The organism is Pseudomonas sp. D(2018), from assembly GCF_005502555.1.
GTDB lineage: Bacteria > Pseudomonadota > Gammaproteobacteria > Pseudomonadales > Pseudomonadaceae > Metapseudomonas > Metapseudomonas resinovorans.
Genome location: NZ_SCOK01000033.1, coordinates 19,679 through 37,035 on the forward strand (window position 1 = coordinate 19,679; position 17,357 = coordinate 37,035).

A 17,357-nucleotide genomic window follows, 5' to 3' on the forward strand; every position below is an offset into this window, starting at 1 on the left:
CCCTCCATCGGCCCCCTCAAAGGCCGGCGGCGGACGGTTGCGCCCAGAAAACCAGAAGAAGAAGAGCCTTGCGATGATCTACAAGTCCCGTGCGTTCCCGATCCTTTTGAGCACCCTCCCGCTTTCCGCCCTGGCTGCAGAATCCGGCTTCATCGCGGATTCCACCGCCACCCTGCAACTGCGCAACTACTACTTCAGCCGCGACTTCTCCGACATCGTCGGGCCGAACCAGCAGTCCAAGGCCGAGGAATGGGCCCAGGGTTTCATCCTCAACTTCAAGTCCGGCTATACGCCAGGCCCGGTGGGCTTCGGCATCGATGCCATCGGCACCCTCGGCATCAAGCTCGACAGCAGCCCCGACCGGGTCAACACCGGCCTGCTGCCGGTGCAGGAGGATGGCGAGGCCGCCGACGACTACAGCCGCCTGGGCGTGGCCGGCAAGATGCGCGTGTCGAAGACCGAGCTGAAAGTCGGCGAGCTGCAACCCAACCTGCCGGTACTGATGTTCAGCGACATCCGCCTGCTGCCGCCCAGCTACCAGGGCGCCAGCATCACCTCCAATGAGATCGCCGGCCTGACCCTGCAGGGCGGCCACCTGACCGGCACCAGCCTGCGCAACGAAGCCGGCGACGACAAGATCCAGGCCCAGATCGGCTACCAACCGCAGCGCCAGGCCTCCAGCGATGCCTTCAACTACGCGGGCGCCGATTACGCCTTCAACGGCAAGCGCACCACGGTCGGTGCCTGGTATGCGCAGCTGGAAGACATCTACGACCAGCGCCTGGTCAGCCTCAAGCACGCCGAGCCCGTGGGCGACTGGGTGCTAGGCGCGAACCTCGGCTTCTACGACTCTGCCGAAGACGGCAAGCAACTGATCGGCGACGTCGACAACCAGGCCTTCTACTCCCTGCTCTCGGCCAAGCGCGGCGGCCACACCTTCTTCGTCGGCTACCAGGGCATGTACGGCGACCAGGGCTTCCCCAAGGTGTTCGCCAACATCACGCCGCTGGGCAACGAAGTGCCGACCTACGAGTTCGCTTCGGCGGACGAACGCTCCTGGCAGGTGCGCCATGACTACGACTTCGCCGCGCTCGGCATCCCCGGCCTGACCACCACGGTGCGCTACATCAAGGGCGACAACGTGGATACCGGCAACGGCTTCGAAGGCAAGGACTGGGAGCGCGACCTGGATATCGGCTACGTGATCCAGAGCGGCTCGCTCAAGGGCCTGGGCGTGCGCATCCGCAATGTCACCGCACGTTCCAACTACCGCACCGACATCGACGAGAACCGCCTGATCCTCAACTACACCCTGGCGCTGTTCTAAGACCTGTGGGGGCGAATGAGTTCGCCCCCACAGGTGTCCCTGCACACCGACAAGGAACTGCCCATGCCCCGAAAACTCCTGGCCGCCCTGCTGCTCTGTCTCGGCGGCCTTTTCATGCTCGCTGCCTGGCTGCAGACCAGCTCCTGGCCACTGGTCCTGGCCAGCGCCTGCACCTTCTGCGGCGGGCTGCTCTACCACCATCTGCCTGCCCAGGTCATCGAGATTCCGGTGATCCAGCCAGCCCCGGAGCCGTTGCCCGCCCCGCCGTCCCCTGTGGATATCTCCGCGTCGCCGACGCCCAGCCTGCCCCTTGAACCACTGCTGGCCAGGCTGACCGACCTCGGTGACGCCATCGCCCAGAGCGAGGCCGACATGCAGCAAGCCAATACCCTGGCGCGGCAGGCAGGCGAGTGCTTGCAACTGAGCACCCGCAGCATCGAAGACTCGAAAACCTCGATCAGCCAGTTGGGCGACTACATGGTCCATATCACCGAGGTGTTCAACGACCTCAGTGACCAGTCGCAGCGCATCGGCTCCATCGTCGGCAGCATCCAGGAGATCGCCAAGCAGACCAACCTGCTGGCCCTCAATGCCGCCATCGAAGCGGCACGCGCCGGCGAGCAGGGTCGCGGATTCGCTGTGGTGGCGGATGAAGTACGCAACCTCGCCCGCCGCGCCAACGAAGCCAGCGAACAGATCAGGGAGATTGTCGGCGGCCTGCAGCACGCCTCGGAGAACGCACGCACGGGCCTGGCCCAGGTGGATGGCTCGACCCGCTCCGGCCTGGATAAATCCGTCATCGCCCTGCAGGCCCTGGCAGAGATGAAGACCGTGGCCACCACACGCTACGAAATCGTCCAGCGCATCATGCAGCGGCTGGACGAGAAGCAGCGGATCACCGGGCAGTTACGGGCGTTGCTGGGCTGATCACCACTGCTTCTCTTGTAGGGGCGAATTCATTCGCCCCTAAAGGCTCACCCATTCAGGCCCATCAGTTCGCACACCGCCCGATACAGCGGCGTCTCCGGCTGGCCCAGCTCCAGCACCACATCGAAGTGGTTCTTGCCGGGTGCGGCCACGAAGCGACCTGGCAGCCCCCGCGCGGTCCAGGTGTCGAGGAAGTCGTGGGACTGGCGAGCGAACTCCGCCGTCTCCAGCGCCCCGTAGCTGATCACCAGCTCGGCGCCTCGCGTGGGCAGGTGGAAGACCGGGCTGTTGCGCCGTGCCGCCACCTCGTCCATTCCCATCCAGCCGTTGATATGTGTCTCCAGCAGCGGACGCAGGTCGAACAACCCGCTGATCGGCAGCGCGCCGCGCAGCACCCTGTCCGGCACGCCGTAGCGCCCGTGCCAGCCACCGGTCAGGAGCATCCCGGTCAGGTGTCCGCCCGCCGAACTGCCGCTCGCATACAGGCGCTGTGGGTCACCGCCGAACTCGGCGATATGCCGATGCAGCCAGACCAGCGCTCGGCGGGTCTGGTCGACTATGTGATCGAGGGTCACGGCAGGCGCCAGGTCGTAATCCAGCACCACCACGCACGCGCCGGCGGCGGTCAGGGCCGGCGCCATGAAGGCGGAGTCCGCCTTGGACAAGGCTCGCCAGTAACCGCCGTGGATGAACAGCAGCACCGGGGCATCCGGCTGTTCGGCGGGGAAGATATCCAGCCGCTCGCCCGCACCCGGTCCGTAGGCAACATCCTTGAAACAGCGCAGGCCGGCATGGGCCTCGTCACTCAGCGCGCGGTACTGGCGCGGGTACTGGTCGAAGTCCTCGACGCTGGCACGAGCGTTGTATTGCACGTCGTAGTAGGCGGCCAGTTCGGCCGGATCGCTGGGGCGGGTCATGGGCACCTCCGATGGTTGTCCAGCGATTAGGCGGCATCCCGAGGAGGGGCGAAATCCGGAAAGTCGGGGATGGTTATCCGGGGAGTTGGAGTAGTCATTCGTGGCAAGACCGAGCGCGGGTCCATGACCCTCACCCCAGAGGGGGTTTTCCGTGCAGGATTGGTAGTGAGTGCCCGACGCAAGTCACCCCGGAAATCCGCGAAGAACTATAAAAAAGCCGGCCAAACGGCCGGCTCAAATGGCGGAGGAACCAGCCTCCCCCACCAATTCGGTGACTCAGGCTTCGGCGCGTACGCGGTCGCGGATCGCTTCCTGTTCCGGAGTCAAAGCGGGTTGCAGCTCGAAGTTGAACTCGATCTCGGCGAAGCGATCCTTGGCGCCACGGGCAGCGGCGGCAGCGGCGTCTTCGGTGAAGCGCACTTCACCTACCAGGCCGTCGCGGGTGGCGTAGGCGAAGTCGTCCCACAGGTACTCGTCGCCGGACAGGTTGATCTGGGTGGTCAGGTGGCGATAACCCGGCGCAGAGATGAAGAAGTGGATGTGCGCCGGACGATTGCCGTGGCGGCCCAGCAGGTTCAGCACTTCCTGGGTGGTGCCATCGGGCGGGCAGCCGTAGCCGGACGGCACGATGCTGCGGGCGCGGTAGCGGCCCTCACTGTCGGTGACGATGCGGCGGCGCAGGTTGTAGTCCGACTGGGTGGTGTCGAAGTAGGAGTAGGTGCCCTTGGTGTTGGCGTGCCACAGGTCGACTACCGCGCCGGCGATGGGCTGGCCTTCGGTATCGAGTACGCGGCCTTCGAGGAACATTACGGTGCCCGGGTCGGTGCCGTCGTCCATGCGGGTTTCGCCTTCGGACAGCGGCGCACCGGCTACGTACAGCGGGCCTTCGATGGTGCGCGGGGTGCCGCCGGACAGACCGGCCTGCTCGTCCTGGGCATCCAGCAGCAGGTCGAGGTAGTGCTCAAGGCCCAGGCCAGCCACCAGCAGGCCGGCTTCACCGCGAGCGCCCATGCGGTTGAAGTAGTCCACCGCCTTCCAGAATTCCTCGGTGGTGACTTCCAGGTCTTCGATGATCTTGACGGTGTCGACCAGGATGCGGTTGACCAGCTTCTTCATGCGCTGGTTGCCCTGATCGTTGTTGAAGCCGCTGGCTTCCTGGAAGAACTTCTGGACGCTTTCGGTGCTGGACAGTTTGATAGTCATGGCTATTTCCTCATCTTGTTGTTATCGGCGCGAAACGATCAGCGATCGTCTTCGTGAATCGATGATGGGTGGCGGCAGAGGCCGTCCACCTCGATCTCCATGTAGGGGAACAACGGCAGCTGCATCAGGGTGTAGTGAAGCTCCTCGACGCTGGCGAGGTCGAAGACGCTGTAGTTGGCGTAGTGACCGGCGATACGCCACAGGTGACGCCACTTGCCCTCGCGCTGCAGGCGCTGGGCCAGTTCTTTCTCGTCGGCCTTGAGCTTGGCGGCCTTGGCCGGGTCCATGTCGACCGGTAGCTTCACAGTCATTTTTACGTGGAACAGCATGGGATCGGACTCCTGTTTACTTGCGGCGGAAGAACGCCAGGCGCTCTTCGTCCAGGGCGAGGCCAAGGCCGGGGGTACGCGGCACGTGCAGCTGGAAGTCACGGTAGACCGGTGCTTCGCTGACGATTTCCTCGGTCAGCAGCAGCGGGCCGAACAGCTCGGTGTGCCAGGTCAGTTGCTTGAGGGTAACGAACGCGTGGGCCGACGCCAGGGTGCCGATGGAGCCTTCCAGCATGGTGCCGCCGTACAGGGCGATACCGGCCGCTTCGGCGATCTGCGCGGTGCGCAGCACGGCGCGCGGGCCACCGTTCTTGGCGATCTTCAGGGCGAAGATGCTGGCGGCGCCGTCGGCGGCCAGGCTGAAGGCGTCTTCGACGCTTTCGATCGATTCGTCGGCCATGATCGGCGCCGGGCTGCGCTGGTTCAGGCGCACCTGGCCGGACCGGTTGATGCGCGAGATGGGCTGCTCGATCAGGTCGATGCCGTTGTCGCCAAGGATGCGGCAGGCACGCAGGGCGACGGATTCGTCCCAGGCCTGGTTCACGTCGACGCGCACGCTGGCGTTGTCGCCCAGGGCCTGTTTGATGGCGATCACGTGCTTGAGGTCGCGGTTCACTTCGCCGGCGCCGATCTTCAGCTTGAAGATGCGGTGACGGCGGATTTCCAGCATGTGCTCGGCTTCGGCGATGTCTTTGGCGGTGTCGCCGCTGGCCAGGGTCCAGGCCACTTCCAGGCCATCCCGTACACGGCCGCCGAGCAGTTCGCTCACCGGCAGGCCGAGGCGCTTGCCCTGGGCGTCCAGCAGTGCGCTTTCCAGGCCGGACTTGGCGAAGGTGTTGCCCTTGGCGGCCTTGTCCAGGCGCAGCATGGCGGCGTTGATGTTGCAGGCGTCCTGGCCGATCAGCAGCGGCGCGAGGTGGCTGTCGATGTTCTGCTTGATGCTTTCGGGGCTCTCGTTGCCGTACGCCAGGCCACCGATGGTGGTGGACTCGCCAAGGCCTTCGACACCATCGGAGCAACGCAGGCGGATCACCACCAGCGTCTGGTTCTGCATGGTGTGCATGGCCAGCTTGTGCGGGCGGATGGTCGGCAGGTCGACGATGATCGCCTCGACGCTTTCGATCAGAACTTGGCTCACTTCAATACCCATCAGGTTCGTTTCATCTGGTCCCGATAGTGGCCGCGACAAATCGCGAGGTCCAATATAGAGTTTGTCTAGCTCGATACCTCCAGGGTATCGAACAACCTGAAACGCAACCGCCCCGGAGTCACCATGGAGCTTCGCCACCTGCGCTACTTCCAGGCGCTCGCCGAAACCCTCAACTTCACCCGCGCCGCAGAACGCCTGCACATTGCGCAACCTCCACTGAGCCGGCAGATCCAGCAGCTCGAAGAGGAGCTGGGCGTGGCCCTGCTGGAGCGTGGCAGACCTCTGCGCCTGACCGAAGCGGGGCGCTTTTTCCATGAACATTCCAGCACCCTTCTCGAGCAGCTGACAAAGGTCTGTGACAATACCCGCCGCATTGGGTCGGGCGAAAAAGCCTGGCTCGGCATCGGCTTCGCGCCCTCCACGCTCTACGGTGTGCTGCCGGACCTGATCCGCCGCCTGCGCAGCGACGCCGGGCTGGAGCTGGGCCTGTCGGAGATGACCACCCTGCAGCAGGTGGACTCGCTCAAGGCCGGGCGCATCGACGTGGGCTTCGGCCGCATCCACATCAACGACCCCGCCATCCAGCAGCAGGTGCTGACCCTGGACCCGCTGGTGGCCGCCCTGCCCGCCGGGCATCCGTTGTTGCCCGGCCCCGTGAGCCTGACCGACCTGGCCCAGGAGCCTTTCGTGCTCTATCCGGGCAACCCCAGACCGAGCTATGCCGACCACGTGCTCGCGCTGTTCGCCGCCTACGGCCTGCAGATCGAGGTGGCGCAGTGGACCAACGAACTGCAGACCGCCATCGGCCTGGTGGCTGCCGGCATCGGCATCACCCTGGTACCGGCCTCGGTGCAGGTGCTGCACCGCGCCGATATCGGCTACGCCACCCTGCAGGAAGCCCAGGCCACCTCCCCCATCATCATCAGCCGCCGTGTAGGCGATGCCTCGCCGGCGCTGACCCATTGCCTCGCGCTGATCGAGGAACTGTCTGAAGGGCATATCGGCGCGTGAGCATGCAGGGGGCGATTCGTAGGATGGCGTAGAGCGGAGCGAAACCCATCATTCCGAAGCGATGGGTTTCGTGCCTCAACCCATCCTACGGTTCTGAGCCGGCGGCAGAACCTGCTGGTGCCACGCCCCCACAACAAGAAAAAAAGGCCCGCAAAGGAGTGGAACGGGCCGAGGTAAAGCTAAAAAGGTTTCACATCCCGCCCTACTGCAACGGCGAGAACTTCGCCGGCAGGTAGGCGGTGGAGTGCATCTCGCGCAGCTGTGGCCCGGAGTTCTCCGGCGGCCAGACACCGTCCTCGACGGCTCGCGTGCGGACATCCAGCCGCTGCTCCAGGGTCGCGTAGGGCCAGATGTGCAGGTAGCGCGGCGTGCGTCCGTCGGTGGCGTAGAAGGCCGCGTAGACCTGTGAATAACTTGCTCCGGTGCGCGGCCCGACAGCCTTTTTCCAGCCTTCCAGGGTGGGAGCCAGGCCGGAGGGAATCAGGTTGTATTCCCGCAGTTCGTAGAAGGGGCCGTGGGCGCCCGGCGCGAGGGGTTCGAGGAAGGGGAACAGGCTGTAGTTCTCCACCTTCATGTCGAGCATGAATTCCTCGATATCGAATGCATCCCGCGCCAGCAGGTAGCGCTCGCGCTCGGCCTGGCGGGCCTGTTCGTCGCTGAAGCCGCGCAACACGGCGACCTGGTTAAGGGGGCCGATCTCGGACGACCAGCAGCCGACCAGGGTGCAGCCCGGCAGCGCTTCGGCCAGGGTGGATTCCAGGCGTGCCAGGGCCGTAGCCGGGGTGCGCACCCGCAGGGTGAACGTGATGAGTTCGTAGAGTCGCATGGGAGTCTCTTCGCCTTGGCCGAAAGCGGGGCCGACCATCTCGGCCGGCCCCGTGCGGCTCAGAACTTGAAGGTGTAGGTGGTGATCAGGCGGTTCTCCTGGTAGTCCGGGCCCGAGGCGCCGCCATTGCCATAGCGGGTTTTCACGTCGATGTTGCGCCACTCGACGCCGACGCCCTTGAGCGGGCCGCTCTGCACCACGTAGCTGAGGAAGAAGTTGCGTTCGCTCTCGACGTTCTGGTCCAGGGCGTTGTTGCCACGGTCGATGCCGGTGCCGCGCAGGTAGCGGGTCATCAGTTTGAGGCCGGGCACGCCGTAGGCGGCGAAGTCGAGGTCGTAGCGCAACTGCCAGGAGCTTTCATTGGGCTTGACGAAACCGACCGTGGACCAGTTCACCAGGTAGGGCTGCGGCGCGTAGCCGTTCAGGGTCGGGAAGGTGCTCTCGCCGAGCATGCGCTGGTAGCCGACGCCGATGGCGTGAGCGCCCTTGCGCAAAGTGGTCATGGCACCGTAGGACTGGTTATCGATGTCGCCGTAGAGCGCCTTGCCGTCTTCGCTGTTGTCGAAGTAGCGCAGGTCGGTCTTCAGGCCGTAGCCGTTGCCGAGGTCGGCGTTGTGGGTCAGGCCGGCGTAGTGCTGCTGGTAGATGTCTTCGAGCTGGCCATAGAAGTAGGTGGCGGAAAGGCTCGGATTGAAGGCGTAGGTGGCACCGCCGAAGTTCAGCCCATCACTGGTGCGACGCGGGCCATTGGGGCCGGTGAACAGGTACATCTTTTCGCGGTTGGACGACTCGCGGCTGCTGATCTCGGTGAAGCGGCCGGCGGTGAAGGTCAGCTTGTCCAGTTCACGGGATTCGAGCAGGAAGCCGTGGTAAGTGGTGATCAACTGACGGCTGTCGTCGTAGAAGGCAACCGGCAGCATCGGTCGGTGCTCGCCGACCTTCAGCTCGGTCTTGGAATAGCGCATCTTGCCAGTCAGCGCGGCCCGGCCGTAATCACGCGCCTGCTCACCCTTGCTGTCGTCGTAGGGAATGATGCTATCCGGGCCGCGTCCACCGCCGCCGTCCAGGCGATAGGCATATTGCCCGGAAAGATCCAGCCCGAATTGCAACGGGCCTTCGGTATATCCGGAGATAGCGCGAAAATCAAAACCCTGGGTCCAACTACCGATTCGTGACTGCGGGGCATTGTCCTGTTTGAAGTCACGGTCGATATAGAAGTTACGCAGTCCGAGACTGATCTGCCGATCCTTCACGAAGTCCGCCTGGGCGGACATCGGCACGAGCATTCCCATCAGGCCTGCGGCAGCTACGCCGCTGGCCAGCCAGCTTTTCTGAAACATGGACGTGATCCTTTATTACATGTGCACGCAAAGCACATTGAGTGGGAGCAGATTAATTAGCTAAAGAGCAACTCAGGCAGTTAATCCGCAGTGTTGTTTTTATGACCACTTACTGCAAAAAGGCGTAGCAAGGCCCGTTACCCGAATATGTACGGGCGCCCTCGATTTCTAGTTATGCGTACAACTCAAAACTTGGCGAAGGAAACTCGCCAGGTAATCCGGAGAAACTCCGGAATTCTTTCATTGGTGGGCTGAAGCCCACCCTACGCGTGGTATCCGTGCTGTAGGGTGGGCTTCAGCCCACCGCCACCGACGGCTCAGCACGCCGAGCGCGAGGCATCTCCCAGGCGGTGGTAGGCGCGGTTGAAATACACCAGGCCTTCCTGGCTCTTGCCGTGGCGAATGCCCAGCACTTCGCAGTAGAAAATGGTGTGGGAACCCACCTCATGGGCTTGGGCGATGCGGCAGTCGAAGCTCACCAGGGCGTCGTCCAGCAGCGGCGAACCGCTCTCCAGGGTGCTCCAACTGGCGCGGGCAAAGCGCTCGTCGGGGCTCAGTTCGCGGTTGGCGAACACGGCGGAGATGTCCTTCAACTCGGCGGTCAGCACGTTCACGCTGAGCACGCCGTTCTGCTTGAAATGGCCATTGGCGAACGAGGAGCGGTTCATGCACACCAGCAGCGTCGGCGGCTGGTCGGTAACGCTGCACACTGCCGAAGCGGTGAAGCCGAAGCGGCCTGCGGCACCGTCGGTGGTGATGACTGAAACGGCGCCGCCCAGCAGCGCCATGGCATTACGGAATCCAGTGGTATCGACCATGGTCTTGCCCCTCTGCTGTCAGATGTCCAGCACCAGTTTTTGTGACTTGGCCCGCGAGCAGCAGACCAGGATCTGGTCGTTGGCGGCCTTCTCTTCATCGGTCAGGTAGACGTCGCGGTGGTCCGGCTCCCCTTCCAGCACGTCGCACAGGCAAGTACCGCAAACGCCCTGCTCGCAGGAAATCTCGATCTTGATGCCGACGCCGGCCAGCGCGTCGACGATGCTCTGGCCCTCGGCCACCTGCACGGTCTTGCCACTGCGCTCGGCGACCACTTCGAAGCTGTCGCCGCTGGCGTCCACTTCAACCTGGAAGTACTCGCGGTGGATGTGATCGTCGGCGTAACCGGCCTTACCGGCTTCGGCAATCACCCAGTCCATGAACCCGGCCGGCCCGCAGACATAGACGTGAACGTCGTCGGCCGGCTTACCCAGCACGGTGGGCAGGTCGAGCTTCTGCGCGGCGTCTTCGTCGTCGAAGTGGGTGTGCACGCAGGCCGCGAAGTCGGCGTTTTCCAGCTCATCGAGGAAGGCGGTACGGCTGCGCGAACGACCGCAGTAATGCAGCTCGAAGGCGCTGTCCTGCGCGGCCAGTTCGTGGGCCATGGCGATCATCGGGGTGATGCCAATGCCGCCGCCAATCAGGATCGAGCGGCTGGCGTCGGCAGCCAGCGGGAAGAGGTTGCGCGGTGCGCCGATGGCCACCTCGCTGCCTTCCTGCAGCAGTTCATGGACCGCCACCGAACCACCACGGGAAGCCGGGTCACGCAGCACGCCGAGGCGGTAGACGGAGGCATTCGCCGGATCACCGCAGAGGGAGTACTGGCGCACCAGGCCGGGCTTGAGGTGGATATCCACATGGGCGCCGGCTTCGAACGCCGGCAGGGGTTTGCCCGACGGGTCAGCGAGGTCGAGGATCACCACGCCCTCGCCCTGCTCCACCCGCTTGCGGACCACCAGATTCAACACTTGCTCACTCATACCGGCCTTCCCGCACCTTCGAGGTGCTGCTTGTTCTCGTTGTTACCCACCGCACTGCACGCACGGCCTTGCTTTGTCGCTTCGCGCACTTAGCGCATGAACAACCCACCGTTCACATCCCAGGTCGCCCCGGTGGTGAAATAGGCTTCAGGACGCGCCAGCTGCACCACCAGGTCGCCGAGGAAATCCGCATCGCCCAGACGCTTGACCGGGATATTGGCGAGCAGCCCTTCCATGCGCTCGGCCGGCACCGCTGCGCGCACGGCGGGCGATTCGATCGGCCCGGGCGCGATGGCGTTGACGGTCACACCATTGGCCGCCAGCTCCTTGGCGAAGATCTTGGTCAGGGTGACGATGGCGCCCTTGGACGCGGCGTAGTGCGCGCCCGTGGCGGTGCCGCCGTTCTGCCCGGCCAGGGAAGCCATGTTGACGATCCGCCCGTAGCCGGCTGCGGCCATGTGCGCGCCAAACACCTGGCAGCCGACGAAGACACTGCGGGTATTGAGGCTCAGGACGCGGTCGAACTCTTCGGGGCTGATCTGCATGACCGGCGTCGTCATGGTCATGGCGGCGTTGTTCACCACCACGTGCAGCGCACCGAAGCGTTCCAGGGTCGCCGCCAGTGCCGACTCGAAGTCGGCCTTGCTGGCCACGTCGAGCTTCAGCGCCAGGCTGCGTTCGCCGCTGGGGTCGAGCCGATCGGCAGCGGCGTGGGCACGCTCCAGCGACAGGTCGGTGATCACCACCGCGTGACCGGCGGCGAACAGGCGGCTGGCGATGGCGAGGCCGAGGCCTTGCGCCGCGCCGGTAACCAGGGCTACTTGGCTCATGGCGCGCTCCCGAGGGTCTGTTCATGGGCTCGCGAGCTAGAGCGAGACAAGGAAGCAAGGGCTGAGAGAGCGGAGTTTACGTGCCGTAAATGAGCATCTCGAAGCCAATGATGACGCGGTATCGCCAACGCGCAGCAGCTCATGGACTGGCCCTCAGAGGATGTAGCCGATACCGGCCAGGGTATCGGTGGAGTTGATCAGCTGGATCAGCTTGCGCTGGATCTTGAAGCCCTCGCCTTCGCGCTTGAGCTGGAAGGTGATGTCGGCGGTGTAGTGCTTGAGCACGTCCTTGCGGAACTCCCGCAGGTTCTGTGCGCAGCGCACGGTCACCACGCCGCCTTCCTCGCCCAGCACACGGAAACGCGACAGGGCACGCACGGTGCGGGCACGCGGGCTGGTGGAGATGGACTCGCCGCCGATCAGGCGCTGCACGCGCAGTTGGCGCATGTGGTGGTCGTCGTAGGCGTAGTTGAGGGTGTTCTCGAAATCGGTCTCGTTCGGATCGATCGGGATGATGTAGGTGCCCTTGTCGGACCACAGGTTCAACCAGGCGTCGAATTCGCCGTGGTCGAGCATGTCCGCTTCCTGCCAGATGAAGGCGCTGACGTGGTTGAGCAATTCAAGGTTCATGGCTGGTCTCTTCAAACTGTGCGTTGCGTGGCCACGCCGCCCTTCTCACCGCAGGGGAAGGGCGCGCGCGGCGTCGGATGGGGTTAGGCCGACATCATCTTTTTCCACTGCTGATAGGCCGCGCGCATGCCGGTTTCGGCGCTCACGTCGCTGATCAGCCCGTCCTCGCTCGGCTTCTCGCCAGGCAGGCCGCGGTTGAGCATGATCCAGAGGTCGGTGCCCGCCTGGGCACCCTTCTGCACGCGCTCCCAGGCCTCGGAATCGTCCGGGGTGCCGAAGCCCATGGGGCCCTGGAAGTGTTCGTGCAGGCGCAGGCGGTAGCGGTTGGCCACGGCCGGGCCGCCGTCCATGGTGATCACTGCGTGGTGGATTTCGGTCTCGTTCACCGAGATCGGTTGCAGCACGCGGAAGAAGGCCATGGAGCAGGCGACGTTGGGGAACAGGTTGAGGTTGAAGCCGGAGCCACCGACGGCGCGGACGATGCGGCGCACCTGCTGCTCCTCGATGCCTTCGGCGCGCAGTTCTGCGGCCAGGGCCTCGAAGCGTTCGGGGATCGGCAGGTCGAGATTGGCTTCCAGGTCCACCAGGTCGGGGATCATCACCATCACGCTGTGGCCGTTGCCGAGGTCTTCGACATAGCCCGGGCCTTTGACGAAGTCGAAGAGCTCCAGGGTCTGTTCGTCCACCGAGGACAGGAACGACTTGTGCACCAGCGGGAAATGGTAGGCGTCGGTGGTGTTTTCCAGCTGGATCTTCCAGTTGCCGGGGAAGCGGAAGCGGTGCTCACCGGAAACCTTCACGCCGTAGCCGGCACCCTGTTTCATGAACAGGTCGATCCACTTCTTGGCTGGGCCGAGGAAGTCCACCAGCGGCTCGATATCGTCCTTGAAGGTGGCGAAGATCATGCCGTTGTATTGCTCGACACGCAGGCTCACCAGCGGCAGCTCGCCCTTGTCCAGGCAGTCGGCGTAGCTCTCCGGGTGCGGCACGCCGCGCAGGCTGCCGTCCAGGGCGTAGCTCCAGCCGTGGTAGGGGCAGACGAAGCTGTTGGTCTTGCCCTTCTTGTGCTCGCAGACGGTGGCGCCACGGTGACGGCAGCGGTTGAGCAGGACGTGCACGTCCTTCTTGCGGTCACGCACGACGATCACCGGCTGCTTGCCGACGTAGGTGCTCTTGTAGCTGCCGGCCTCGGGAATCTCGCTGGCATGGGCGACCCAGATCCAGGTGCTGTAGAACACCTTCTCCAGCTCTTCGTCGAACAGGCGGGCGTCGGTGTAGAGGGAGGTGTGCACGCGGTCGTGCAGCACCAGGTCGGCCGGCGAGCTGGCCAGGTTCACGGTTTCGATCAGGTTGGTCACGGTCACTCCTCGTCGGCGCAATACGCCGACTCACAGAAATCTCTTGTTGGTGGCTTCCGTAGGAGCGAGCGTGCTCGCGAACCCCGGTCGCTCTCCTTTCGCGAGCAAGCTCGCTCCTACAAGTTCGCGCGCAGGCGTCTTCATTTGCCCGGCACCGGCAGGTGCGCGGAATCGTTCCAGGCATCCACCGGGCGGCTGAACAGGTTCTCGGTCTGGAAATGCGCCATGCGCCAGGCGCCCTCCTCCTCGCGGAACTTCACCGTCAGGCGCGCCGCATTGAGGTGCGAAGCGCCGCTGGCGAAGGTCGAGGTCTGCAACATCACCCAGCTGCCGTCTGCGCTGTCGTCGTGCACACGAATCAACTCGGAGCAGAGGAAGTGCACGTTCAGGGCGAAGTGCGCCGGCTCCACCATGTAGGTGGCGAACATGGCGCGAATCGCCTCACGGCCCTGGTAGCCACCGAAACTCTTGGCGTACTTGGCGCCCTTGCCTTCCCAGATGGCATCGGCGGTGAACAGGCCGGCCAGCTCATCCAGTGGCGTGCGGGCATCCAGCGCGTCGCACAGCTCCATGTAGCGGTTCATGCAGGCGCGTACGGCGTGCTCGCTTTCCAGTTGGCGCAGGCGTTGCTCAAGGGCTTCGGTCATGGCGGTCACGCGCGCTGGATAATCAGTTCGCGGCCGGTGCGGGCCTCGACCTTGGCGTAGCGCCAGAGCTTGTAAGTGCCGTCGCCCACCGCCGTGGTGCGGAACAGGTTGCAGGCGGCGTGCACGGTCTCGATGTCCGGCACGTCAGCCAGCAGGTAGGTGGTCCAGGGGTAGCCGGTGGACGGGCCGACCATGCTCTGGTCGTCGTCCATGTTGCCGAACACCTTCACGCCGGGCAGGTCGTGGATGCCGTTCCACATTTCGCTGAAGGCGGCCCACACCTGCAGTTGCTCGTCGCGCGGGGCGTCGAAGAAGTTCTGGTTGATACCCATGCAGAACAGGACGCGCAGGGCTTTTTTCTCGCTCATCGAAATCACCGATCAGTCAGTTGGAATTCACAGGTAGCCGGGCAGCGGCTTGTTGCCGAAGAAGATCGCGCCGGCGTTCTGGTAGGTCATGTCGCCCATGAAGGCGTGCTGGGTGATCACCAGGGTGTCGTTGACGAAGCGCGACAGCGGGTTGTCGCGGTAGACACCCGTCATGCCGGAGAGCATCTGCGCGCTGCGCGCCACTTCGGCAGACACGCGAGTGGCGTGGGTCGAGGACAGGCGCAGCAGGTTGGTCTGCTCCACGCTCACGGCGTCGCCGGCGAGCACGGTTGCCCAGGCGCTTTCCATTGCCTCGTAGAACCAGGCGCGGGCGGCGCGCAGCTCGGCTTCGGCCTTGGCCATCTGCATCTGCGCCAGGGGGCGGTCGGCCAGGGCCGGAGCGCCAGTGACGGAGAAACGGCCGCTGGCCATGCCGCTGAGATAGTCCAGCGCGGCGCGGGCAACGCCCAGGCCGACCACGGACAGCACCTGGGTGGCGAACGACAGCGACGGGTAGCGGAACATCGGCTCGTCGAGGTTGGCCGGACCGCCGCGAACGAAGGTCCAATCCTCGGGCACTACCACGCCGTCGATCACGACGTCATGGCTGCCGGTGCCGATCAGGCCGACCACATCCCAGGTTTCCTCGATCTTCACCTTCTCGCGCGGCATCACCGCCAAGCGCGGCAGGCCCACGGTGTCGCCATTCTTCGGGCTGATGCCGACACCGATCAGGGTGGCGCCCATGCAGCCGCTGGAGAACTTCCAGCGCCCGTTCACTTCCAGCCCGCCCTCGACGAAGGCGGCCGGCTGCGGCGGGAAGATGCCACCGGCGAAGACCACGTCCGGGCCATTGGCGTAGATCTTTTCCAGGGTCGCCATGGGCAGCGCGGCCAGGTACACCGGGTTCATGCCGAAACTGGCGACCCAGCCGGCGGAACCGTCGGCGGCGGAGATTTCCTCCACCATCTGGCAGAACTCCATGGGCGAGCGCTGGTCGCCGCCGAAGCGGGTGGGCACCAGCGCGCGGTAGACGCCAAGTTCCTTGAAGCGCTCGATCACGTCCTGGGAAATGAATTTCTGCCGGTCGAATTCCTCGTGCCGGGCACGCTCGCGGATGTCGGCGAGCAGCGCCTGGAATCCTTCACTCGCGGTAATCGGGGCGGGGGGCTGGTAATCCAGCGCGCTTAGCGAAGACATGGGGCTCTCCAGGTGGGCTTTGTGGTTATTGTTCGAGGCGCCGCACGAACTCGCGGGCGACTGCGCAAAGCAGTTCATCCGCGCCCTTGGCGGCAACGAGTTGCAGGCCCACCGGCAGTTTCGAGACGCCCTCGAAGGGGATGCTCAACGCCGGGTGACCCGTGAGGTTGAACGGCCGCACGAAGGCGGTCATGCCGATGGCCGCGCGGGTGTCGGCGGCGTCTGCGACCCGTGCCGGGTAATCGGGCAGGGTCGGCAGCGCGAGGATCGGGCAGTGCGCCAGGGCGGCGTCCACCTCGGCGGTGAAGGCGGCGCGAATGGCTTCGGCTTCAGCCAGGGCGGCATCGGTGGTCTTGCTGGCGGCCAGCAGACGGGACGCGACATCGGCGCCCACCAGGCCGGTTTCCACCAGGTGACCGCAGGCGTTCCAGGTTTCCCGGTTGATGACAGCCAGACCCGCGTCATAAGCGGCTTGCATGCCGGGCAGCGGGACGCTGTGCAACTCGAAATCCGAGGCTTCCAGCACGGCATCCAGGGCCGCCTGCACTTCCGGGTTGGCCTCGACCGGCACCACGCCGATGCGAATGCCGCTGACGTCGGGCAGCGCCTTGAATGACGGGTCGATGACCGCCATGGCTTCGATCAGCAGATCAATGCTGGCGGCGAAGGGACCGACGCAGTCCAGGGAGGTTTGCGCCGGCATCACACCGGCGCGGCTGACGCGGCCGAAGGTGGGCTTGAGGCCAAACACGCCGCAACAGGCAGCGGGTACGCGCACCGAACCGCCGGTGTCGGTGCCCAGGGAAAAGTCGCAGAGGCCAGCGGCGACGGCGGCAGCCGAACCGCTGGAAGAACCGCCGGGTACGCGGCCGGGATAACGCGGGTTCTCCGCAGTACCGGTCCAGGCATTCAGGCCGGTGGTGCCGAACGCCAGTTCATGCAGGCTGGTCTTGCCGGTGATGCGGCAGCCCGCGTCCAGCAGCGCCTGGACCACATCGGCATGACGCTCGGCGTCGTGCGCTTCTTCCAGCGCACGACTGGAGGCACGGGTCGGGTGGCCGGCGATATCGATGGTGTCCTTCACCATCACGGTTCGCCCCGCGCCCCCCAGCTCCAGCTTCTCGACCACTATCGTCATTTGCTTCACCCATTGGCGTTCTTGTTGGTGCTCGATCGAGACCCTGTCCGGGGTGTCGATCGCGTAAATCTAAAATCGGAAGAATTACGTGAAATGTCAATTGAATTATCACAAGAAAAGGAGTGTGTATTTTCGGTGCATTTCTGAGTTGCCAAGCACCAGTAACGTGCAATTCAGTAACACGTACAAATTGGAAAAATCACGCATCACAATCAAATTAATCGTTATTTTTCATATATTTATGATTTAGATACGACTACTTCTCATCCATAAAAAGGGAAACACTCGTCTTTCTCAGCTTCTGCGCTTGTGCGTTTATCGAACGAAATGTTTTCACTTCGTCGCAAAAAAACGAGCAAT

18 protein-coding genes are annotated in these 17,357 nt (G+C 64.3%); 3 read left to right on the forward strand and 15 right to left on the reverse strand.

Annotated elements, in window-relative coordinates:
* Nucleotides 1-73: 73 nt before the first annotated feature.
* Nucleotides 74-1,327, forward strand: coding sequence for an OprD family porin (locus FFS60_RS19490; protein WP_137822893.1), 1,254 nt, complete (start codon nt 74-76; stop codon nt 1,325-1,327).
* A 372-nt stretch (nt 1,328-1,699) separates the two neighbouring features.
* Entirely contained in the window at nt 1,700-2,254 is a 555-nt protein-coding gene (locus tag FFS60_RS29455) for a methyl-accepting chemotaxis protein (RefSeq protein ID WP_256658115.1), read from the forward strand.
* 47 nt (nt 2,255-2,301) lie between these two features.
* Here the strand turns inward: FFS60_RS29455 and FFS60_RS19500 are convergent, their stop codons facing one another.
* The 4 genes from FFS60_RS19500 to FFS60_RS19515 form a co-directional block, all read right to left on the reverse strand.
* On the reverse strand, nt 2,302-3,171 hold the full coding sequence (locus FFS60_RS19500) for an alpha/beta hydrolase (protein WP_137822895.1): 870 nt from the start codon (nt 3,169-3,171) through the stop codon (nt 2,302-2,304).
* 276 nt (nt 3,172-3,447) lie between these two features.
* The gene (gene catA, locus FFS60_RS19505; protein ID WP_028628793.1) at nt 3,448-4,374 is read right to left on the reverse strand and encodes a catechol 1,2-dioxygenase; all 927 of its coding nucleotides are present in this window, start codon (nt 4,372-4,374) and stop codon (nt 3,448-3,450) included.
* Between the two features lie 38 nt (nt 4,375-4,412).
* On the reverse strand, nt 4,413-4,703 hold the full coding sequence (gene catC / locus FFS60_RS19510) for a muconolactone Delta-isomerase (RefSeq protein ID WP_137822896.1): 291 nt from the start codon (nt 4,701-4,703) through the stop codon (nt 4,413-4,415).
* Nucleotides 4,704-4,719: 16 nt separating this feature from the next.
* On the reverse strand, nt 4,720-5,841 hold the full coding sequence (locus FFS60_RS19515) for a muconate cycloisomerase family protein (protein ID WP_028628791.1): 1,122 nt from the start codon (nt 5,839-5,841) through the stop codon (nt 4,720-4,722).
* A gap of 135 nt (nt 5,842-5,976) precedes the next feature.
* On the opposite strand from FFS60_RS19515, the gene FFS60_RS19520 reads away from it, so the two are divergent.
* Nucleotides 5,977-6,864: a LysR family transcriptional regulator gene (locus tag FFS60_RS19520; RefSeq protein ID WP_028628790.1), complete on the forward strand. Its 888-nt coding sequence runs from the start codon at nt 5,977-5,979 to the stop codon at nt 6,862-6,864.
* Nucleotides 6,865-7,066: 202 nt separating this feature from the next.
* Here FFS60_RS19520 and FFS60_RS19525 read toward each other — a convergent pair whose 3' ends face one another.
* The 11 genes from FFS60_RS19525 to FFS60_RS19575 all read right to left on the reverse strand — a co-directional run bounded on the left by FFS60_RS19525 (nt 7,067) and on the right by FFS60_RS19575 (nt 16,997).
* On the reverse strand, nt 7,067-7,690 hold the full coding sequence (locus tag FFS60_RS19525) for an NIPSNAP family protein (protein ID WP_137822897.1): 624 nt from the start codon (nt 7,688-7,690) through the stop codon (nt 7,067-7,069).
* 59 nt (nt 7,691-7,749) lie between these two features.
* Nucleotides 7,750-9,030, reverse strand: coding sequence for an OprD family porin (locus FFS60_RS19530; RefSeq protein ID WP_137822898.1), 1,281 nt, complete (start codon nt 9,028-9,030; stop codon nt 7,750-7,752).
* Between the two features lie 317 nt (nt 9,031-9,347).
* Complete coding sequence (locus tag FFS60_RS19535; protein WP_137822899.1) at nt 9,348-9,848, reverse strand: flavin reductase; 501 nt, start codon at nt 9,846-9,848, stop codon at nt 9,348-9,350.
* Nucleotides 9,849-9,866: 18 nt separating this feature from the next.
* Nucleotides 9,867-10,826 carry a PDR/VanB family oxidoreductase gene (locus FFS60_RS19540; RefSeq protein ID WP_137822900.1) on the reverse strand — a complete coding sequence of 320 codons (960 nt, stop codon included), beginning with the start codon at nt 10,824-10,826 and terminating at the stop codon, nt 9,867-9,869.
* Between the two features lie 89 nt (nt 10,827-10,915).
* Nucleotides 10,916-11,656, reverse strand: coding sequence for an SDR family NAD(P)-dependent oxidoreductase (locus tag FFS60_RS19545; RefSeq protein WP_137822901.1), 741 nt, complete (start codon nt 11,654-11,656; stop codon nt 10,916-10,918).
* 153 nt (nt 11,657-11,809) lie between these two features.
* Nucleotides 11,810-12,286 (reverse strand): aromatic-ring-hydroxylating dioxygenase subunit beta, encoded by a 477-nt coding sequence (locus FFS60_RS19550; RefSeq protein WP_137822902.1) that lies wholly within the window; start codon nt 12,284-12,286, stop codon nt 11,810-11,812.
* A gap of 83 nt (nt 12,287-12,369) precedes the next feature.
* A complete protein-coding gene (locus FFS60_RS19555) occupies nt 12,370-13,644 on the reverse strand; it encodes a Rieske 2Fe-2S domain-containing protein (RefSeq protein WP_137822903.1) in 1,275 nt (424 codons plus the stop codon).
* 140 nt (nt 13,645-13,784) lie between these two features.
* Nucleotides 13,785-14,291 (reverse strand): nuclear transport factor 2 family protein, encoded by a 507-nt coding sequence (locus tag FFS60_RS19560; protein ID WP_137822904.1) that lies wholly within the window; start codon nt 14,289-14,291, stop codon nt 13,785-13,787.
* Between the two features lie 5 nt (nt 14,292-14,296).
* Nucleotides 14,297-14,659, reverse strand: a complete 363-nt coding sequence (locus tag FFS60_RS19565) for a hypothetical protein (protein WP_028628781.1) — start codon at nt 14,657-14,659, stop codon at nt 14,297-14,299.
* A 27-nt stretch (nt 14,660-14,686) separates the two neighbouring features.
* Nucleotides 14,687-15,859 (reverse strand): acyl-CoA dehydrogenase family protein, encoded by a 1,173-nt coding sequence (locus tag FFS60_RS19570; RefSeq protein ID WP_137822905.1) that lies wholly within the window; start codon nt 15,857-15,859, stop codon nt 14,687-14,689.
* A 25-nt stretch (nt 15,860-15,884) separates the two neighbouring features.
* A complete protein-coding gene (locus tag FFS60_RS19575) occupies nt 15,885-16,997 on the reverse strand; it encodes an amidase (RefSeq protein ID WP_137822906.1) in 1,113 nt (370 codons plus the stop codon).
* Between the last annotated feature and the right edge of the window lie 360 nt (nt 16,998-17,357).

Bases quoted from the DNA above. Each gene is read 5' to 3' on its own strand.
- catC (WP_137822896.1), bottom strand. From the start codon at position 4,703: ATGCTGTTCCACGTAAAAATGACTGTGAAGCTACCGGTCGACATGGAC.
- FFS60_RS19500 (WP_137822895.1), bottom strand. From the start codon at position 3,171: ATGACCCGCCCCAGCGATCCGGCCGAACTGGCCGCCTACTACGACGTG.
- FFS60_RS19490 (WP_137822893.1), top strand. From the start codon at position 74: ATGATCTACAAGTCCCGTGCGTTCCCGATCCTTTTGAGCACCCTCCCG.
- FFS60_RS19565 (WP_028628781.1), bottom strand. From the start codon at position 14,659: ATGAGCGAGAAAAAAGCCCTGCGCGTCCTGTTCTGCATGGGTATCAAC.
- FFS60_RS19530 (WP_137822898.1), bottom strand. From the start codon at position 9,030: ATGTTTCAGAAAAGCTGGCTGGCCAGCGGCGTAGCTGCCGCAGGCCTG.
- FFS60_RS19550 (WP_137822902.1), bottom strand. From the start codon at position 12,286: ATGAACCTTGAATTGCTCAACCACGTCAGCGCCTTCATCTGGCAGGAA.
- FFS60_RS19540 (WP_137822900.1), bottom strand. From the start codon at position 10,826: ATGAGTGAGCAAGTGTTGAATCTGGTGGTCCGCAAGCGGGTGGAGCAG.
- FFS60_RS19575 (WP_137822906.1), bottom strand. From the start codon at position 16,997: ATGACGATAGTGGTCGAGAAGCTGGAGCTGGGGGGCGCGGGGCGAACC.
- FFS60_RS19560 (WP_137822904.1), bottom strand. From the start codon at position 14,291: ATGACCGAAGCCCTTGAGCAACGCCTGCGCCAACTGGAAAGCGAGCAC.
- FFS60_RS19525 (WP_137822897.1), bottom strand. From the start codon at position 7,690: ATGCGACTCTACGAACTCATCACGTTCACCCTGCGGGTGCGCACCCCG.
- FFS60_RS19570 (WP_137822905.1), bottom strand. From the start codon at position 15,859: ATGTCTTCGCTAAGCGCGCTGGATTACCAGCCCCCCGCCCCGATTACC.
- FFS60_RS19535 (WP_137822899.1), bottom strand. From the start codon at position 9,848: ATGGTCGATACCACTGGATTCCGTAATGCCATGGCGCTGCTGGGCGGC.
- FFS60_RS19520 (WP_028628790.1), top strand. From the start codon at position 5,977: ATGGAGCTTCGCCACCTGCGCTACTTCCAGGCGCTCGCCGAAACCCTC.
- FFS60_RS29455 (WP_256658115.1), top strand. From the start codon at position 1,700: ATGCAGCAAGCCAATACCCTGGCGCGGCAGGCAGGCGAGTGCTTGCAA.
- FFS60_RS19545 (WP_137822901.1), bottom strand. From the start codon at position 11,656: ATGAGCCAAGTAGCCCTGGTTACCGGCGCGGCGCAAGGCCTCGGCCTC.
- catA (WP_028628793.1), bottom strand. From the start codon at position 4,374: ATGACTATCAAACTGTCCAGCACCGAAAGCGTCCAGAAGTTCTTCCAG.